Annotated in this window: 15 protein-coding genes; 6 read left to right on the plus strand and 9 right to left on the minus strand. The window is 71.6% G+C overall.

Annotated features, from left to right (window positions below):
• Positions 1–16: 16 nt before the first annotated feature.
• Complete coding sequence (locus ICC28_RS04245; RefSeq protein ID WP_188287015.1) at positions 17–2,500, minus strand: alpha-L-arabinofuranosidase C-terminal domain-containing protein; 2,484 nt, start codon at positions 2,498–2,500, stop codon at positions 17–19.
• 153 nt (positions 2,501–2,653) lie between these two features.
• Between ICC28_RS04245 and ICC28_RS04250 the strand changes: the two genes are divergently transcribed.
• Complete coding sequence (locus ICC28_RS04250) at positions 2,654–3,121, plus strand: DUF6314 family protein (protein WP_188287016.1); 468 nt, start codon at positions 2,654–2,656, stop codon at positions 3,119–3,121.
• 18 nt (positions 3,122–3,139) lie between these two features.
• Here ICC28_RS04250 and ICC28_RS04255 read toward each other — a convergent pair whose 3' ends face one another.
• On the minus strand, positions 3,140–3,733 hold the full coding sequence (locus tag ICC28_RS04255; protein WP_188287017.1) for a histidine phosphatase family protein: 594 nt from the start codon (positions 3,731–3,733) through the stop codon (positions 3,140–3,142).
• Positions 3,734–3,918: 185 nt separating this feature from the next.
• Here ICC28_RS04255 and ICC28_RS04260 point away from each other — a divergent pair, with 185 nt between their 5' ends.
• The gene (locus ICC28_RS04260) at positions 3,919–4,536 is read left to right on the plus strand and encodes a DUF6461 domain-containing protein (protein ID WP_188287018.1); all 618 of its coding nucleotides are present in this window, start codon (positions 3,919–3,921) and stop codon (positions 4,534–4,536) included.
• A 30-nt stretch (positions 4,537–4,566) separates the two neighbouring features.
• On the opposite strand, the gene ICC28_RS04265 is transcribed toward ICC28_RS04260, so the two are convergent.
• On the minus strand, positions 4,567–6,009 hold the full coding sequence (locus ICC28_RS04265; protein ID WP_188287019.1) for a PLP-dependent aminotransferase family protein: 1,443 nt from the start codon (positions 6,007–6,009) through the stop codon (positions 4,567–4,569).
• Here ICC28_RS04265 and ICC28_RS04270 point away from each other — a divergent pair.
• Both ICC28_RS04270 and ICC28_RS04275 read left to right on the plus strand, forming a co-directional pair.
• Entirely contained in the window at positions 6,008–6,928 is a 921-nt protein-coding gene (locus tag ICC28_RS04270) for a DMT family transporter (RefSeq protein WP_188287020.1), read from the plus strand. The two genes, ICC28_RS04265 and ICC28_RS04270, sit on opposite strands and share 2 nt — an antisense overlap.
• Before the next feature lie 99 nt (positions 6,929–7,027).
• The gene (locus tag ICC28_RS04275) at positions 7,028–7,222 is read left to right on the plus strand and encodes a DUF1918 domain-containing protein (RefSeq protein WP_188287021.1); all 195 of its coding nucleotides are present in this window, start codon (positions 7,028–7,030) and stop codon (positions 7,220–7,222) included.
• A 3-nt stretch (positions 7,223–7,225) separates the two neighbouring features.
• Here the strand turns inward: ICC28_RS04275 and ICC28_RS04280 are convergent, their stop codons facing one another.
• A complete protein-coding gene (locus ICC28_RS04280; protein WP_188287022.1) occupies positions 7,226–8,461 on the minus strand; it encodes a glycoside hydrolase family 10 protein in 1,236 nt (411 codons plus the stop codon).
• A 177-nt stretch (positions 8,462–8,638) separates the two neighbouring features.
• Here ICC28_RS04280 and ICC28_RS04285 point away from each other — a divergent pair, with 177 nt between their 5' ends.
• Both ICC28_RS04285 and ICC28_RS04290 read left to right on the plus strand, forming a co-directional pair.
• Positions 8,639–9,514 carry a 3-hydroxybutyryl-CoA dehydrogenase gene (locus ICC28_RS04285; protein ID WP_188287023.1) on the plus strand — a complete coding sequence of 292 codons (876 nt, stop codon included), beginning with the start codon at positions 8,639–8,641 and terminating at the stop codon, positions 9,512–9,514.
• Between the two features lie 192 nt (positions 9,515–9,706).
• Positions 9,707–9,964: a hypothetical protein gene (locus ICC28_RS04290; RefSeq protein WP_188287024.1), complete on the plus strand. Its 258-nt coding sequence runs from the start codon at positions 9,707–9,709 to the stop codon at positions 9,962–9,964.
• Position 9,965: 1 nt separating this feature from the next.
• Here ICC28_RS04290 and ICC28_RS04295 read toward each other — a convergent pair whose 3' ends face one another.
• From ICC28_RS04295 to pheS, 5 genes are all read right to left on the minus strand, one after another.
• Complete coding sequence (locus tag ICC28_RS04295; RefSeq protein WP_188287025.1) at positions 9,966–10,511, minus strand: NUDIX hydrolase; 546 nt, start codon at positions 10,509–10,511, stop codon at positions 9,966–9,968.
• Between the two features lie 108 nt (positions 10,512–10,619).
• Complete coding sequence (locus tag ICC28_RS04300) at positions 10,620–11,960, minus strand: transcriptional regulator (protein ID WP_188287026.1); 1,341 nt, start codon at positions 11,958–11,960, stop codon at positions 10,620–10,622.
• 276 nt (positions 11,961–12,236) lie between these two features.
• Positions 12,237–13,331: a PP2C family protein-serine/threonine phosphatase gene (locus ICC28_RS04305; protein WP_188287027.1), complete on the minus strand. Its 1,095-nt coding sequence runs from the start codon at positions 13,329–13,331 to the stop codon at positions 12,237–12,239.
• A gap of 145 nt (positions 13,332–13,476) precedes the next feature.
• Entirely contained in the window at positions 13,477–15,990 is a 2,514-nt protein-coding gene (pheT, locus tag ICC28_RS04310) for a phenylalanine--tRNA ligase subunit beta (protein ID WP_188287028.1), read from the minus strand.
• On the minus strand, positions 15,990–17,111 hold the full coding sequence (pheS, locus tag ICC28_RS04315; RefSeq protein WP_188287029.1) for a phenylalanine--tRNA ligase subunit alpha: 1,122 nt from the start codon (positions 17,109–17,111) through the stop codon (positions 15,990–15,992). The genes pheT and pheS overlap by 1 nt, the downstream gene beginning before the upstream one ends.
• Positions 17,112–17,130 lie beyond the last annotated feature (19 nt).

A 17,130-nucleotide genomic window follows, 5' to 3' on the forward strand; every position in this document is an offset into this window, starting at 1 on the left:
CGTGCGGGTGAGTCGGCTACCTCTGCTTGATTCTCAGGAACGTGACCGAGTTCGCCGGGAAGGTGTACGTGAACTCGCCCGCGACCCGCGAGAAGGTGGAGGTCACCGGTGTGACCGGCGCGTGGGTCTCGGAGTTCACCGCGTCCGGGTCGGCCGCGAGGGTGGTCACCCGGGCCCTGGAGGCGACCTTCGCGCCGCCCAGGTCGATCGCCGTACGGGCCGCCGCCGACTGGGCGTTGACGACCTTGACGATCAGGTCACCGGTCCTCGCGTCCTCGGTGACGACCTGGCGGAACGGCTCGGCGGGCTTGTCGTCGGTGAAGCTGCCCCATTCCCGGCCGTCGAGGTACAGGGTGACCTGGCGGCCGCGCACCTTGATGTCGATGTCGTAGGCGCGGCCCGTCTCGATCGACCCGGCCTTGGAGATCAGCGTCGACTTGCCGCCGTCCGTGGCCCGTTCGACGGCGGATTGGGTGTTGTTCCAGCCGCCCAGGTTCCACCAGTAGTAGTTCCCGGTGTCCTTGACCCCGAAGGCGACGAGGAAGCCTTCCTTTCCGGACTTCTTGGTGGCCTTCACGTGCAGGTCGTAGTCGTGCCAGGCGGGGTCGCCCGCGGTGACCATGGTGTTCTCGGCGGCTTCGTCGCTCTGGACGTAGGCCCCGTCCCGGATGCTCCAGCTGCCGGTGCCGTTGTGGGTCCACCGGGAGGCGTCGCCGGAGAAGTCCTCGCTCAGCAGGGAGGTGCCGTCCGCCGCGGTCACCCTCACATCGTCGTACGCGGCGCTGGTCGCCCAGGTCGACAGGCCGACCGCGCCGGTGATGGGGCCGCTGACGTTCGGGGTGCCGGTCGCGGTGGACGGGACGACGCGGTCGCCGACGTTGGTCATGAACAGCTTCTGGACCTCGTAGTTGGCCGAGTTCCAGGAGGTGCGGTTGTTGAACCAGATCAGGTCCGGCCGCCACTGCACGTAGTCCTCGTTGGCGAGCAGCGGGGCGTAGCTGGCGAGCTTGACGACGTCGGCGTTGCGCTCCAGGCCGGTCATGAAGGCGGCCTCGGCGAGGGCGTTCTTGAAGGCGTTGCCCTGGGAGGCGTACTCGCCGAGGAAGACCTTGGGGCCGCCGCGGTCGTAGCTGTCGTAGCGGTCGTTGTTCTGCAGGAACCACTGCGGGCTGTTGTAGTAGTGCTCGTCGACCATGGCGACGTTCGCCTCGCGGTTCATCTTCCAGAGGCTGTCGAAGACGGTGCCGGTGTCGTCGGGGCCGGAGTTGGAGACGACCGTGATGTCCGGGTACTTCGCCTCGATGGCGGCGCGGAACTTCTGGAAGCGGGCGAAGAACTCAGCCGGCAGGTTCTCCTCGTTGCCGACGCCGATGTGGGTCAGCCGGAAGGGCTTGGGGTGGCCCATCTCGGCGCGCTTCCTGCCCCAGGGGCTGGTCGCGGGGCCGTTGGCGAACTCGATGAGGTCGAGGGTGTCCTGGATGTGCCGCCGGAGCAGCGCCTCGTCGTCGGTGGCGCGGTTCTGGCCGCAGCCGGTGACCAGGGCGGGGACGACGGGCAGCGGCATCGCGCCGATGTCCTCGGCGAAGCGGAAGTACTCGTAGTAGCCGAGGCCGTAACTCTGGTTGTAGCCCCAGAAGTTGGCGTTCGTCGCCCGCTCCTCGACCGGGCCGATGGTGTCCTTCCACTGGTAGGAGCGTTTGCGCTGCCAGCCGGAGGCCTCGCTGTAGTCCTGCATGGAGCCGGTGTTGACCAGGCAGCCGCCGGGGAAGCGCACGAACGCCGGGTTGAGGGCCTCGATCTTCTCGGCGAGGTCCTTGCGCAGGCCGTTGCTCTGGCGCTTGTAGGTGTCGCGCGGGAAGAGGGAGACCATGTCGAGCGCCGCGGCGCCGGAGGAGGCGACGGCGAGGCGGCCGGTGGAGCTGGTGCGGCTCGCGGTGAAGGTGGCCGTGTACTTGGCCCAGCCGCCCCGTACGGCGACCCGGCGGGCGTCGGCGAGGGGGCCGGCGGCGTCCTTCAGGGTGACGGTCAGGGTGCTGCCGCTCCCGGCGCGGGCCCACACCGAGAAGTCGTACTTCTTGCCCCGGTCGACGTGGACGCCGGTGTTGTAGCCGGCGTTCGTGACGGAGGAACCGGCGCCCAGGGAGAGGTAGTTGCGGTTGCGCTCGTTCAGGCGCCCGGCGTCGTTCACGACCTCGGCCGTGCCGTCGACCTTCCAGGAGGTCAGCGGCGTGTAGGAGCCGTTGTCGGCGGTGGAGTACTCGAAGGAGCGGTTCTGGACGAGTTCGGCGTACAGACCGCCGTCGGCGGCCCGGTTGATGTCCTCGAAGAAGACGCCGTACATCGTGTCGTCGATCGTCGCGCCCCGGGCGGACGGGGCGACGGTGATCGCGTAGTCGGTGACGTCCTCGGCGTGCGCGGGTGCCGGGACCGCGGCGACGGCCGTCACCAGGGCGGTGGCGGTGAGACCGAGTCTCCAGCGGGTGCGGGCGGTGCGTGACATGGATACTCCGCGGCTCGATGTGCGTGGGTCGGTACGGGACACACTCGTTCGAAATATCAGACGCTGATCAGAAACTCGAACGGCAAGATAGGGAGGGGGCAGGAAGGCGTCAATGGGTCGCGCAGGAACGGACGGGACGGAGTCGAGGGCGCCATGGGCGAGTTCTGGCCAGTGCGGGACGTGCTGGCGTATCTCACGGGCGGGTGGCGGGTGCACCGCTCGGTGCTGGACCAAGGGAGCGACGAGCGGGGCGAGTTCACCGGCACGACGCTTTTCGGCCCCCTGGACGGCGGTGGTCTGCTGCACGAGGAGAACGGCACGTTCCGCTGGCGGGGAGTGGCCCGGCCGGCCGAGCGGACCCTGCGCTTCCGGCCCGGGAGCCCGCCCGGCACGGCGGACGTCCGCTTCGCCGACGGCCGCCCCTTCCACCACCTGGACCTGACCACGGGCCACCACATCGCCGACCACCCCTGCGCGGCCGACCTCTACCGCGGCGAGTTCACCGTCCTCGACGCCGACCACTGGCGCTCGGTGTGGCGCGTGCGCGGCCCGGCTAAGGACCTCGTCCTCACCACTGACTACACGCGGGAACCCTTGTCGGAGCGGGGCCCCGCGCACTGATGACGCACATCACCGCGCCTACGCCCGCGAGGGCTGCGGCGGCACCCCGTCGAAGCGCAGGTTCCAGCGGCCCGACCGGCCGGTGACCGTCGTCGTCGACAGCGGGCGCACATCGAGGTTCCAGTAGGTCGCGGGCGGGGCCTTCAGGGCGTAGACCAGGGCGGCCCGGATCACGGAGGGCTCGGCGACGGCGACCACCCGGCCGCCGTCCTCGACCGGCCGGGTGTCGAGCCAGCCGCCGACCCGGCCGATGAACGCCAGCAACGACTCCCCGCCGTGCGGTGTGCCGCGGGGGTCTGCGAGCCAGGCGTCCACCGCGTCGGGTTCGCGGGCCATGGCCTCACCGAGGGTCAGCCCACGCCAGCGGCCCATGTCGCAGTCCCGCAGCGCGAGCTGCACCAGGGGCGCGTACCCGAGGGCGTCGCCGGTGGCGCGGCTGCGGGGCGTGGGCGAGCAGTAGCGCAGCTCCGCGGCCGACAGCGGCACCAGGTCGTGGGCGGCGCGCTGCACCTCGTCCCAGCCGGCCTGGTCCAACGGCCGGTCGTCCTCGAAACGCTCCGCGAGCAGCGGAGAACTCCGCGCGGCGGCGACGAACGTGACCCGTAGCGACATGCGGCGATCGTGATTCCCGAAACTCCGCAGGTCAAGTGGTGTTATCTCCGAGTTACCCAGGGTGCGCGAAACCTTACTTCCCGGTCAGGACCAGCCGGACAAGCCGCCAGAAATGGAGCTCGCGCGGGCGACGAGCCCAGCCCGGCGCCGGGGGCGCTGTCAGTGGCGGGTGCGATGCTGCGCGCATGAACGGGATCACGACCGCCGCGGACTACACGTGGCTGGGCACGGAGTACGAGGACCTGATGGAGGCGTACTGCGTCACCTACGTCCGCGGACTGACCGCCGAGGAGCTGCTCCAGGAGCTCAACGCCGAGCCGGCGGGCTGGCTCACCGGTGTCGATACGCTGTGCGAGCCGGCGTACGAGCTGAGCGATCACGACCGTCTGTTCGTGGGCGCGGCCACCCTGGGCGACTGGACGCTCATGGTCGAGCCCAACGGCTACCTGGGCACTCTGGACGAGATCATGCTCCCCCTCTCCCGCGGCCGCAGGGTGGTCTCCCACTTCCGCAACGTCAACGCGGTGGACCACTTCAACTGGTGGGAGGACGGCACCCTGCGCCTGCACTTCGAGCCGCTGTTCGCCTACGCGCGCGACGGCAGCCATCCCGACGGGCTCCTCGCCGAGATGAAGGAGTCGGGCTTCGACCTCAGCGACGCCGAGGACCGCGCCGAGGACTTCGACCTGATCGACGAGGCGGCCTTCGCCCTCGCCCACCGCATCACCGGCATACGCGTGACGCCCGCGCTCTTCGCGTCGGCGGAGTTCGTGTGCGGCGTGGCGCCCGTCCCGCACAGCTAGGAAGCGACGCACCCAAGCTCGCCGACGCGGTCAGCGGGCCCGTACCTCGTCGCAGGCCGTCCGCAGTCGCCGTACGCCCTCGATGATCTCCCCGGTGCCCGCCGCCGCGGCGAAGCTCAACCGCACGAAGGGGGCCGGGGGTTCGGCGCTGAAGTACGGGCGGCCCGGGGTGATCGCGACGCCGGCGCGCAGGGCGGCGGAGGTGAGGGCGGTGTCGTCGGTGCCCTCGGGCAGCCGGAGCCACAGGTGGTAGCCGCCGGACGGGATGTGCGGCAGGGCGAGGTCGGGCAGCCCGCTCAGCAGCTCGGCCGTCATGGCGTCCCGGCGGGCGCGCAACTCGGCGGAGATCGCCCGCAGATGGCGCGGCCAGGCGGGCGAGCCGACCAGTTCGAGGGCCGCCTCCTGCAGCGGCCGGGGTACGAAGAAGGTGTCGACCACCTGGATCGCGCGCAGCCGCTCCAGCACCGGGCCACGGGCGGCCAGGGCGCTGACCCGGAAGCTCGGCGAGGTCGCCTTGGTCAGGGAGCCGACGTGCACGACGACCCCGTCGGGATCGTCGGCGGCCAGCGGACGCGGCAGCGGCCCGGCGTCCTCGTGCACCAGCCGCCGTACGAAGTCGTCCTCGACGACGAAGGCGCCCGCCTCGCGCGCGATGCGCAGCACCTCACCGCGCCGCTGGGGGGCGAGTACGGCGCCGGTGGGGTTCTGGAAGAGCGGCTGGCAGACGAAGACACGGGCACCGGTCGCCCGGAACGCGTCGGCGAGCAGGTCCGGCTTCACCCCGTCCGGATCGACCGGCACCGGCACCGGCCGCAGGCCCGCCGCCCGTGCGATGGCCAGCATCCCGGGATAGGTGGGTGACTCGACGAGCACCGGCGTGCCCGGGGTGGTCAGCGCCCTCAGTGCGGTGGTCAGCGCGGACTGGCCGCCCGAGGTGATGAGCACCTCGGCCGCGGACACCGCGCCGCCGATGCCGCGCGCGAACCACTCCCGCAGCTCCGGCAGCCCTTCCATGGGCGGCCGGCCCCAGGCCCCGGGCCGGCGTCCGGCCCGGGACAGCGCGGCGGCCATCGCCCGTTCCGGCTGGAGCGAGGGATGCAGATAGCCGCCGTTGAACTCGATCACGCCGGGTGCCGGGGCGTCCAGCGAGACGAGCACCCCGGAGGCGTCCACCGAGCGCGGCACGGGGTCGGCGGAGCTGTCCGCGCTCAGGGCGACCTCCTGCCAGGAGGTGTCCCCGGCGGGCGTGGCCGTACGGGTGCGGGGCCGGGCCCGGAACGCACCGGCGCCGGGCCGGGTCACCACCAGCCCCTCCGCGGACAGTTGGGCGAGGGCGCGCGACACCGTCACCGGGCTCACCCGAAACCGCTCCACGAGGGCCCGGCTCGACGGGAGCTTCCCTCCGGGTGAGTAGCGGTCGAGCTCCCGCCTTAGCCGTTCCGCCAGTTCATCGACGCTGCTACGCTCTTGCATGAGAGCACAGAGTAGCGCTACTGCCCCGACCGGGATAGCGGTCGACACCCCGGCCAGGGCCTCGACGGCGGGCGGCACCCTCATGGCCGCCCTCGGCGTCATCGCCTTCTCCCTCACCTTCCCGGCGACCGCCTGGGGGCTGGAGGGCTTCGGCCCCTGGTCGCTGGTGGCCGTGCGCAGCGCTCTCGCCGCCCTCCTCGCGGGCGGCTGCCTGCTCGCGCTGCGTGTCCCGCTGCCGGACCGCCGGCACTGGGCGGCCCTCGCCGTCGTGGGCGGCGGAGTCGTCTTCGGCTTCCCGATGCTGACCACGCTCGCGCTCCGGACGTCGAGCACCGCGCACGCGGCCGTCGTGGTGGGCCTGCTCCCGCTGACCACCGCCCTCTTCTCGGCCCTTCGGGTGGGCACCCGGCCCTCGCGCACCTTCTGGACGGCGGCCCTGGCCGGCGCGGCCGCGGTGGTCGCCTTCACCGTGCAGCAGAGCGGCGGCGCCCTGACCACCGCCGACCTCTATCTCTTCGGGGCGCTGCTGGTGTGCGCGGCCGGCTACACCGAGGGCGGCCGACTGGCCCGCACCATGCCGGGCTGGCAGGTCATCGGCTGGGCGCTGGTGATGTGCCTGCCGCTCAGCGTGCCCGCCGCCGCGCTCGCCCTGTCCTACGAGCCCGTGGAGCTGACCGCGCACAGCGTGGCCGGGCTGCTGTGGGTCGCGGCGGGCTCGCAGTTCCTCGGGCTGGTCGTCTGGTACCGGGGCATGGCCGCGATCGGGATCCCGAAGGCCAGCCAGTTGCAGTTGGCCCAGCCCCTGCTCACACTGGTGTGGTCGGTGCTGCTGCTGGGCGAGCAGCTGACCGTGGCCGCTCCGCTGACGGCCGCGGCGGTGCTGGTCTGCATCGCCGTCACCCAACGGGCGCGTGGCTGAGTGGGCCGTACGGCCCACTTCCCACCGGCGTCCCGGACCGTAGACTCAAGACCACGGACCGCTATCGCTGCTCCCGCACTTGGTGAGGAGGCTCTCCGGATGCGTGCAACCGTCGGCGACCAGCTTGTTCAGCACGGCAGGGTGGTCGGACAGCAGGACAAGGTCGGCGAGATCGTCGAGGTACTGGGCCAGGAGGGCAGCCCTCCGTACCGCGTCCGGTTCGAGGACGGGCACGAGGGCCTGTGCTCCCCCGGCCCCGACACCGAGATCCGCCACAAGAACACCTCTCAGTAGGTGTCAGGGCGGGGGCATCGCCGGCTGACCGTAGTGGTCGGCGACCACCCGCGCCATGGCCCCGCTCGGATCCGCCGCCACCTCCCGTGCGGCGAAGAAGACGTGCCCGCGCACCTCCGGACGGTTCCTGGCCAGCGTGAGGTGCCGGGACAGCTCGGCCGGGTCCTGCCAGGCGGCGGGCTGTGCCGGGTCGCCCGCCCGGTACAGGGCCTCGCCCAGGTACAGCTTCGTGCCGGTGCCCCGGGCCACCTCCGCCCACCAGGGCAGCAGCACCTTGTAGTCGGCGGCGGCGTTGCCGATGTGCCAGTACAGCTGCGGGCAGATGTAGTCGATCCAGTTCTCCCTGACCCATTTCCGGGTGTCGGCGTACAGCTCGTCGTAGGCCTGGAGCGCCCGGGTGTTCGAGCCGAGCGGGTCGGTACCCGCGTTGCGCCACACCCCGAACGGGCTGATCCCGAACTGGGTACCGGGCCGGACCTCCTGGATCCTGGCCGCCGTCTCGCGCACCAGCCGGTCGATGTTGTCGCGCCGCCAGTCGGCCCGGTTGACGAAGCCGCCGCCGTGGCGGTCGTAGGCAGCGTCGTCGTCGAAGGTCTGGCCGGCCACCGGATACGGGTAGAAGTAGTCGTCGAAGTGCACGGCGTCGATAGGGTACTTCGCCACCGCGTCCATCATCGCGTCCTGCACGAAGGCGCGGACCTCGGGCAGCCCGGGGTTGTAGTAGAGCTTGCCGCCGTACCGCACCACCCAGTCCGGGCGCTTGCGGGCGGGGTGGGAGGCGACGAGCTTCGTGAGGTCCGTGTGGTTGGCGATCCGGTACGGGTTGAACCAGGCGTGCAGCTCCAGACCGCGCGCGTGGGCCTCGCGGACGGCCGTCCCGAGCGGGTCCCAGCCGGGCGCCCTGCCCTGCGTCCCGGTCAGATACGCCGACCAGGGCTCGTACGACGAGGGCCACAGCGCGTCCGCCGTGGGCCGCACCTGGAAGATCACCGTGTTCAGCCGGCGCCGGACCGCCGTGTCGAGGTGGGCGATCAGCTCGGCCCGCTGCTGGGCGGCGGTCAGACCCTGCCGGGAGGGCCAGTCGCGGTTGGCGACCGTCGCCAGCCACATGCCCCGCATCTCACCGACCGGATGCCGCCGCCTCGGCACGGCCGTCGCTCCCGACGCCTTCGCTCCCGAAGCCGCTGTCAGGGACGCCAACGCGGCCAGCGCGAAGGCCCGGCGAGTCACTCGGCCCATTCCTGTTGCACCCCCACATGCGCTGCGGATCCGCACCGTCACGGACCGTCTCCGCGCCCCAGAATGCCCGACCCCGACGATCGATCATCGATACTTGGGAGTAACGTGCACGAACGGAGCAGGCGCGCCGGGACCCGGTGACCCTGCCACAGCCGAAGTGACAGCGAAAGGGACGATGTGACGTACACCCCAGCGGGAGACATCGCGCGCGTCGGAGTGGTGGGCTGCGGCCAGATGGGAGCCGGCATCGCCGAGGTGTGCGCCCGCGCCGGCCTGGAGGTGCGGGTCGCCGAGACCACCGGCGAGGCCCTGGAGATCGGCCGCACCCGGCTGTTCAACTCCCTGGCCAAGGCCGCCGAGCGCGGCAAGATCTCCGCGGAGGAGCTGGAGGCGACGCAGGCGCGGCTGAGCTTCACCACCGACCTGGGCGAGTTCGCCGACCGCGACCTCGTCATCGAGGCCGTCGTGGAGAACGAGCAGGTCAAGACGGAGATCTTCCAGGTGCTCGACCAGGTCGTGACCCGGCCCGACGCCATCCTGGCCTCCAACACCTCCTCCATCCCGCTGGTGAAGCTGGCGGTCGCCACCTCGCGGCCCGACCACGTCATCGGCGTCCACTTCTTCAACCCGGCCCCCGTGCAGAAGCTCGTCGAGCTGATCCCGGCGCTGACCACCTCCGAGGGCACGCTCGGCCGCGCCCAGGCCTTCGCCGAGAAGCTGCTCGGCAAGCACGCGATCCGCGCCCAGGACCGCTCCGGCTTCGTGGTGAACGCGCTGCTGATCCCCTACCTGCTCTCCGCGATCCGGATGTTCGAGTCGGGCATCGCCAGCCGCGAGGACATCGACAACGGCATGGAGCTCGGCTGCGCCCACCCGATGGGCCCGCTGAAGCTGTCCGACCTGATCGGCCTGGACACGGTCGCGTCCGTGGCGCAGAGCATGTACGACGAGTACAAGGAACCGCTCTACGCCGCTCCCCCGCTGCTCCAGCGCATGGTCGACGCCGGCCGGCTGGGCCGGAAGTCCGGGTCGGGCTTCTACACCTACGGCTGATTACAGACGGTCAGATTCCGGCCAACCGCACGGGCCCGGCACCGAACAGGTGCCGGGCCCGCGTCATTCACACACCGTGTGCGCTCCGGGCCCGCATATGCCCGTCGCACACTCTCCCCATGGGCCCACCAGGCGAGTTCACTTCCCTGCGTGTGCAAGGGATGTGAGACGACTACGGAAAGGAGCGGACACGTGACCGCCGACCCCGAGCATCCCGTCGTATCCGGAGAACTCGCAGAGTTACGACGCCGCCTCGATGTCGCCTACGCCCGCGTGGAGGGCGGGCTGGCGCTACTCACACACCGCAGCAAGGAGACCGCCAAGGAGATCGACGACCTGAACACCCGCATCCACACCCTCGAACACGCGCGCTGGCCGTTGCCCGCGGTCGCCGCCCTCACCGCCGTGGGTGCTCTGGTCGTGGCGATCTGGCAGGCGGTGGGACGCTAGGTCAGGGCAAGGCGTCCTGCCCGAGCCTGAGATGGTGCAGCAGGAGTAACGCGGCCGCCATGTTGGCGGCCGGGACCTCCCCACGGGCGACCATGTCGGGGACGAGCTTGAGAGGGACCCATTCCCGACGGTCCGACTCGAAGTCGTCCACGGGGTGTCCGACGTACGCGCCCTCGTCGGCCCAGTAGATGTGGTGCCGGGCGTCGGTGAGGCCGTTGGACGGCTCCACGGTCATGAGGTGGTGCAGGACCCCCGGCCGCCAGCCGGTCTCCTCCTCCAGCTCCCTGGCGGCCGCTACGGCGATGTCCTCGCCGTCCTCCACGACACCCGCCGCGAGTTCCCACCCCCAGCTGTCGGTGATGAAGCGGTGGCGCCACAGCAGGAGGACCTCGTTGGCCTCGTTCACCACCGTCGCCACGGCCACCGGCCGCAGCCGTATCAGGAAGTGGTCGAGATGCCGGCCGTCCGGCAGCTCGACGTCCGCGAGATTGACGCTGAACCAGCGGTTTGAGTACACATTTTGTTCGTTCTGTTTCGTCCACTGCACGGTTCTGCCACCTTCCGCCGAGTAAGTGGCAATATCGCAGCAGGAGCGGTCTGACAGCAGGCGCACAGAACCCCGCTCGCAGCGCGGCGCAGTGTTCTTCGGACAGATCTACAGCGGTACGCGCAGTGCCCCGTCGATGAGTTCGGCGGCCTCGGACGTGCCCGCGCAGCCACTGCGCACGAGGTACTCGCGCACCGCCCGGAGTCTGTCGCGCAGCCGCTGGGACTCCATCCCCCTGGCTTGTTCGGCCATCTGCACGGCGGTCGCCACCGCCTTGTCGGCGTGGCCCTGGCGCAGCTCGATCGTGCTGAGCATGGCCAGCCGGTGCACCCGGCCCCGGTCGTGGGCCGGATTGTCGACGGCGGCGGCCGCGTGCTCCCCCGCCGCCGCCAGCTCGCCCAGGCTCAACAGCGCCTCCGCCACCTGGACGTTGACCAGTCCCGGCTGGACATAGCCCGTTTCGTCGGGTTCGTATCCGCGCCGGATGCGATCGGCGGCCTGCTCGGCCCGCCTGATGCAGGACAGGGCACTCGTGCCGTCGCCGAGATGGGCGTACGCCTTCGCCTGCATCGCGTACAGGTCGGAGGCGAGCGCCGGGGTGATGTGCTTGCCGGCGGCTCTGAGCGCGGCCTCCGCGAAGGCGACGGCCTGCCGGTACTCCCGCATGAAGAGCGACTGGTTGACCAGCAGCGCGATCACATAGGCGCCGAGCCCCCGGTCGCCGCTGGCCTTCGCGAGCCGGAGCGCCTGGTGGAAGTAGCGCTGGGCGAGCCCGTGCGCGTCCGAGTCGTACGCGCAGATCCCGGCGATCGCCACCAGGCCGCCGGTGGCGCGGTGCAGTTGGCGGCCGGTGGCGTCGGTGTAGCTGCCGCGCAGCAGCGGGGCGGCCTCGGCGTTGAGGAAGCCGACGATGCGGGTCCTGGTCGCGATGCCGCCGGCCTTGCGGTACATCTGCTCGTAGTGCGTCCGGGCCGCGCGGAGCATCTCGATGTCGGCCGTGGTGACCCGGTGCCGACCGCCGCGCGAGACGTCCGTGTCCTCCGGCGGGTTCTCCCACTCCCAGACGGGCATCACCGCGGGCGTGCCGGTGACGGCGGGCGCGCCGAGGATGTGCGGGCGCTGCTGCTCGTCGGAGCGCCACAGGGCGGTGGCCCGCTCGACGAACCCGGACAGCGAGGTGCCGTGCGGGACGGCCGGCTCGCCGGGGACGCCGAGCCCGATGTCGTCGAGGGTGACGGGCCGCCGGAGCCGGCTTGCGAGGACCTCGCAGATCAGGTCGGGCACCTGGCCGCGCGGCCGCTGCCCCTTCAACCACCGCGCCACGGCCGTGTGTTCGTATCTGAGCGCGAGTCCGCGTGCTCGGCCCGCCTGGTTCACGTGCGCCGCGAGACCCGCGTGCGAGATCCCCGCCTCGTCCAGGATCGCGTCGAGCAGAGTGTTGGGCTGCATATATGCCCCCCGGGTGGCTCGGTGCCGTCAGACTAGTGGGTCCGCCTTCACACGGGGTGTGAACGGAGTGCTCGAATCCGGGCTGTACGCGCACTGTTGCGGAGAGTTTCCAGCCGGTTGACTGAGTTGCCTCGCAAGAGGCCGGCCGGGCCGCCGGCTCCCCCTCGTACAGTGCGGCGGCCCGCATCCGCGCCGTCCGCCCAGCTGCCTGCCCGACACTCCGTGGCGGGGCGGACGGCCGCCGCCGGCTGGGCCGCGCGACCAAACGCCGTTCAGCTAAAGGTGCGTTGTCGGCTGCGTTGTGGCTGGTCGCGCCCGCGCGGCGGAGCCGCTGATGTCACCGCCCCGTGCCCCTGAAGGTCGGCTGCCTCTTCCCTGGGCTCGATCGTTCCGTAGGACCAGCAACGCGATGTCGTCCGACGGAGTGCCCGTCATGTGGCGCCTCAGCGCCGTCAGTACCGTGCGCAGGACGAGCTGTGGTGAGGACGGCTGGGTGTGGAGTGCGCCCGCCAACGCGGCCCGGAGGGAAAAGAATCGGCCATGCGCGTCGCGGGCGTCCTCCGCTCCGTCCGTGTAGAGGACCAGGGAGTCGCCGGGCAGCAGGCGGCCCGCGGGGGCGGCTGACAGGTCGGGTGGGAGGGGGAAGGGGCCGAGCGGCGGCAAGGGGGCCGCGCGGGTGAGCGGCTCGACCGTCGTGCCGCTCATCAGATACGGCCATGGATGGCCGCAGTTGAGGACGCGCACCTCCCCGTCCCGGCGGATCTCCAGGAGGAGGACGGTGACGAACTCCTCGGCGACCGGGTTCTCGGGCTCGCGGCCCCCGGCGGGATGCTCCTCGCGGGAGCGCTCCCGCAGATGGCGTGCGAGAGCGCGGTCCAGTCGGCGCAGCACCCGGCCCAGGTCGGGCTCGTCGTGGACGGCCTCGCGGAAGCTGCCCAGAAGGGCGGCGGCGGTGCCGAGGGCGGTGATCCCGTGCCCGCGTACGTCGCCCATCACCACGCGCACGCCGTGCTCGGTGGCGATGACCTCGTACAGGTCCCCGCCGACCGTGGCGCCGCGGTCGGCCGAGAGCTGCGCGGCGGCGATGTTCAGCCCGTCGATGCGCGGCGGCAGCGGCCGCAGCAGCACGCTCTGCGCGACACCGGCGACCCGGCGGATCTGCCGCAGCTCGCGCAGCAGCGTCTGACGGACGTGGAGTATCAGCCCGGTGCCGACGGCGAAGAAGACGGCGCTGGTGGCCACGCGCGCTCCCAGGCCGTCCTGCTGGGCGAGCGGACAGGTGAGTTTGTACGTCATCGCCACGGCACCCCAGGCGGTGGGCAGCCCCAGCGCGAGCAGCCGTCGGGGAAACACAGCCTTGATGCGGATCATGCCGATGGCCCCCCATGTAGGCCCTGACAACGCAGAATCGGACCGACCCCGAAAGGCCGGTCCGATTCTGTCGACCGCATGACCCGGAAGGACCAGATCACCCAGAAAGGTCACTCGAACGAGTGAGGTGACCGAAAGGTGGTGCTCAGCCCCTCAGTACCGCCCCCGTGCGCTCGCCCGCGAGAGCCACCGCGGCGTCCCGGGCGGCCGAGGCCTCGTCCACCGTCAGCGTCCGGTCACCCGCGCGGAACCGCAGCGCATAGGCCAGCGACTTCTTCCCGTCGCCCAGCTGCTCGGCGTTCTCGTACACGTCGAACAGCCGGATGGCCTCCAGCAGGGAGCCCGCGCCCTCGCGCAGCGCGGCCTCCACCTCGGCGTGCGGCACGAACCTGTCGACGACGAGCGCGACGTCCTGCGTGGCCACCGGGAAGGTGGAGATGCTCGGCGCCTGCGGGGTGTCGTCGCCGACCCGCTCCAGGAGGTCCAGGTTCAGCTCCGCAGCGCAGGTGCGCGCGGGCAGGCCGAGGGTCTTGAGCACCCGCGGGTGCAGTTCGCCCGCGTGTCCGACGACCGTCTCCGTGCCGTCGACGACGACCGCCAGCTCGGCGCACCGGCCCGGGTGCCACGGCCCGTACTGGCCGGAGCGCACGATCAGTTCGGCCCCCGCCTCGGTGGCGACCGTCCGGGCGGCCTCGACCGCGTCGGCCCAGCCGGCCGGGCGGCCCTTGCCCCACCAGCCGGCCTGCTCGCGGGCGCCCGCGAGGACGACGGCGACGTGGCGCGGCTGCTCGGGCAGCACGGCGTCGAGTGCGGCGATCTCCTCGTCGGTGGGACGCCGGTCCACGGGCAGGTGGGCGGCGGTCCCCCGCTCCTCGCGCGGCTGGAAGACCAGGCCGGTCTCGAAGAGGGCGAGGTCGTGCGAACCCCGGCCGTCGTTGCGCCGCAGGGCAGCCAGCAGGCCCGGCAGCAGCGACGTACGGAGCGCGGGCTCCTCGTCGTTGAGCGGGTTGGTGAGCTTCACGACGCGGCGGGCCGGGTCGTCGGCGTCCAGACCGAGCTGGTCGAAGACCTGCTCGCCGATGAACGGGTAGTTCGGCGCCTCGACGTAGCCCGCCCCGGCCAGGGCGCGGCCGACGCGGCGGTGCAGCCGCTGCCGGTGCGTCAGGCCACGGCCGGACGGCGGCTTGGGCAGCGTGGAGGGCAGGTTCTCGTAGCCCTCCAGGCGGATGACCTCTTCGGCGAGGTCGTTCTGCTCAAGGAGGTCGGGCCGCCAGGACGGGACGGTGACGATCAGCTCGTCCTGCCCGTACACGTCACAGCCGACCTGCTGGAGGCGGCGTACGACGGTCTCGCGGCCGTAGTCGACGCCCGCCACCTTGTCCGGGTGGTCGGCGGCGACGGTGATGGTGTGTGGCGCGGACGGCGCGATGACCTCGGTGACACCGGCGTCGGCGGTACCGCCGGCCAGCAGCACCAGCAGGTCGACCGTGCGCTGGGCGGCGGCAGCGGCGGCGGCCGGGTCGACGCCCCGCTCGAAGCGGCGGGACGCCTCCGAGGACAGCTTGTGCCGGCGGGCGGTGCGCGCGATGGAGACGGCGTCGAAGTGCGCGGCCTCGATGACGACGTCGGTGGTGGCGCCGTCGGTGTCCGCGTGGTCCGCGATCTCCGTGTTGGCGCCGCCCATGACACCGGCGAGGCCGATCGGGCCGCGGTCGTCGATGATCACGAGGTCCTCGGCGTGCAGCTTCCGCTCGGTGCCGTCGAGGGTGACGATCTTCTCGCCCTCGGCGGCGCGGCGGACGCCGATGGTGCCCTGGACCAGCGCCCGGTCGTAGGCGTGCAGCGGCTGGCCGAGCTCCATCATCACGTAGTTGGTGATGTCGACGGCGAGGGAGATCGGGCGCATGCCGACCTTCTGCAGCCGGCGCTTCAGCCAGATCGGGGAGCGCGCCTCGGGGCTCAGGCCCGAGACGGTGCGGGCCGTGAAACGGTCGCAGCCGAGCGGCTCGGAGACCTGCACGGGGTAGCCGTAGGCGTTCGGCGCGGGGACGTCGAGCAGGGCCGGGTCGCGCAGCGGCAGGCCGTAGGCGATGGCGGTCTCGCGGGCGACGCCGCGGATGGACAGGCAGTCGCCGCGGTTGGCGGTGACGGCGATGTCCAGGACCTCGTCGACCAGTTCGAGGAGCTCGATGGCGTCCTTGCCGACCTCGGTCTCCGGCGGCAGCACGATGATGCCCTTGGTGCCGTCGTCGCCCATGCCCAGCTCGTCGCTGGAGCAGATCATGCCGTGCGAGTTGCGGCCGTAGGTCTTGCGCGCGGAGATGGCGAAGCCGCCGGGCAGCACGGCGCCCGGGAGCACGACCACGACCTTGTCGCCGACCTGGAAGTTCCGGGCGCCGCAGACGATCTCCTGGGGCTCGCCGGTGCCGTTGGCCTGGCCGACGTCGACGGTGCAGAAGCGGATCGGCTTCTTGAACTCCGTCAGCTCCTCGATGGTCAGCACCTGGCCGACGACCAGGGGGCCCTTGAGGCCGTCGCCGAGCTGCTCGACCGTCTCGACCTCGAGGCCGGCCGAAATGAGCTTGGCCTGCACATCGCGGCCGGTCTCGGTGGCCGGCAGGTCGACGTACTCCCGCAGCCAAGAAAGCGGGACCCGCATCAGATCTCCATCCCGAACGGCCGGGTGAACCGGACGTCACCCTCGACCATGTCTCGCATGTCCTCGACGTTGTGGCGGAACATCAGCATCCGCTCGATGCCGAACCCGAAGGCGAAGCCGCTGTACTTCTCCGGGTCGACGCCGCAGGCGGTGAGCACCCGCGGGTTGACCATGCCGCAGCCGCCGAGCTCGATCCAGCCCTCGCTGGAGCAGGTGCGGCAGGGCCGGTCGGGGTTGCCGACGGACTCGCCGCGGCAGACGTAGCACACCATGTCCATCTCGGCGGACGGCTCGGTGAAGGGGAAGAAGTTCGGCCGCAGCCGAGTCTTCATGCCCTCGCCGAACAGCGACTGCACCATGTGGTCCAGGGTGCCCTTGAGGTCCGCCATGGTCAGGCCCTCGTCGACGGCGAGCAGCTCGACCTGGTGGAAGACCGGGGTGTGGGTGGCGTCCAGCTCGTCGGTGCGGTACACGCGGCCGGGGCAGATCACGTAGACCGGCAGCTCGCGGTCGAGCAGGGAGCGGATCTGCACCGGGGAGGTGTGGGTGCGCAGCACGACACCGGACTCGGTGCCGCCCTGCGGGCCCTCCACGAAGAAGGTGTCCGCCTCGCCGCGGGCCGGGTGGTCCGGGCCGATGTTGAGGGCGTCGAAGTTGAACCACTCGGCCTCGACCTGGGGGCCCTCGGCCACCTCGTAGCCCATGGCCACGAAGATGTCCTCGATGCGCTCCGAGAGCGTGGTGAGCGGGTGGCGGGCGCCGGCCGGTACGCGGTCGTGGGGCAGCGTGACGTCCACGGCCTCCTCGACCAGCACGCGTGCGTCGCGCTCGGCCTCCAGCTCGGCCTGGCGGGCGGCCAGCGCCTTGTTGACCGCGCCGCGGGCCATGCCGACCCGCTTGCCGGCCTCGGCCTTGGCCTGCGGGGGCAGCGCGCCGATCTCGCGGTTGGCGAGGGCCAGCGGCGAGGCGCCGCCGGTGTGGGCGACCTTGGCCTCCTGGAGCGCGTCGAGGGAGCTCGCTGCGGCGAAGGCGGCGAGCGCCTCGTCCCGCATGCGCTCGATCTCTTCCGGTTTCAACGCCTCGACCTCGACAGGGTCGTACGACTTATTCGGTGCCGACATCTCTTCCCGTGCTTCCGAT

This window comes from Streptomyces sp. TRM68416 (genome assembly GCF_014596915.1).
GTDB lineage: Bacteria > Actinomycetota > Actinomycetes > Streptomycetales > Streptomycetaceae > Streptomyces.

Excerpts from the sequence above, each read along its gene's own strand:
- ICC28_RS04245 (WP_188287015.1), bottom strand. The coding sequence starts at position 2,500 with ATGTCACGCACCGCCCGCACCCGCTGGAGACTCGGTCTCACCGCCACC.
- ICC28_RS04260 (WP_188287018.1), top strand. The coding sequence starts at position 3,919 with ATGAACGGGATCACGACCGCCGCGGACTACACGTGGCTGGGCACGGAG.
- ICC28_RS04275 (WP_188287021.1), top strand. The coding sequence starts at position 7,028 with ATGCGTGCAACCGTCGGCGACCAGCTTGTTCAGCACGGCAGGGTGGTC.
- pheT (WP_188287028.1), bottom strand. The coding sequence starts at position 15,990 with ATGCGGGTCCCGCTTTCTTGGCTGCGGGAGTACGTCGACCTGCCGGCC.
- ICC28_RS04250 (WP_188287016.1), top strand. The coding sequence starts at position 2,654 with ATGGGCGAGTTCTGGCCAGTGCGGGACGTGCTGGCGTATCTCACGGGC.
- pheS (WP_188287029.1), bottom strand. The coding sequence starts at position 17,111 with ATGTCGGCACCGAATAAGTCGTACGACCCTGTCGAGGTCGAGGCGTTG.
- ICC28_RS04270 (WP_188287020.1), top strand. The coding sequence starts at position 6,008 with ATGAGAGCACAGAGTAGCGCTACTGCCCCGACCGGGATAGCGGTCGAC.
- ICC28_RS04255 (WP_188287017.1), bottom strand. The coding sequence starts at position 3,733 with ATGTCGCTACGGGTCACGTTCGTCGCCGCCGCGCGGAGTTCTCCGCTG.
- ICC28_RS04265 (WP_188287019.1), bottom strand. The coding sequence starts at position 6,009 with ATGCAAGAGCGTAGCAGCGTCGATGAACTGGCGGAACGGCTAAGGCGG.
- ICC28_RS04300 (WP_188287026.1), bottom strand. The coding sequence starts at position 11,960 with ATGCAGCCCAACACTCTGCTCGACGCGATCCTGGACGAGGCGGGGATC.
- ICC28_RS04280 (WP_188287022.1), bottom strand. The coding sequence starts at position 8,461 with ATGGGCCGAGTGACTCGCCGGGCCTTCGCGCTGGCCGCGTTGGCGTCC.
- ICC28_RS04305 (WP_188287027.1), bottom strand. The coding sequence starts at position 13,331 with ATGATCCGCATCAAGGCTGTGTTTCCCCGACGGCTGCTCGCGCTGGGG.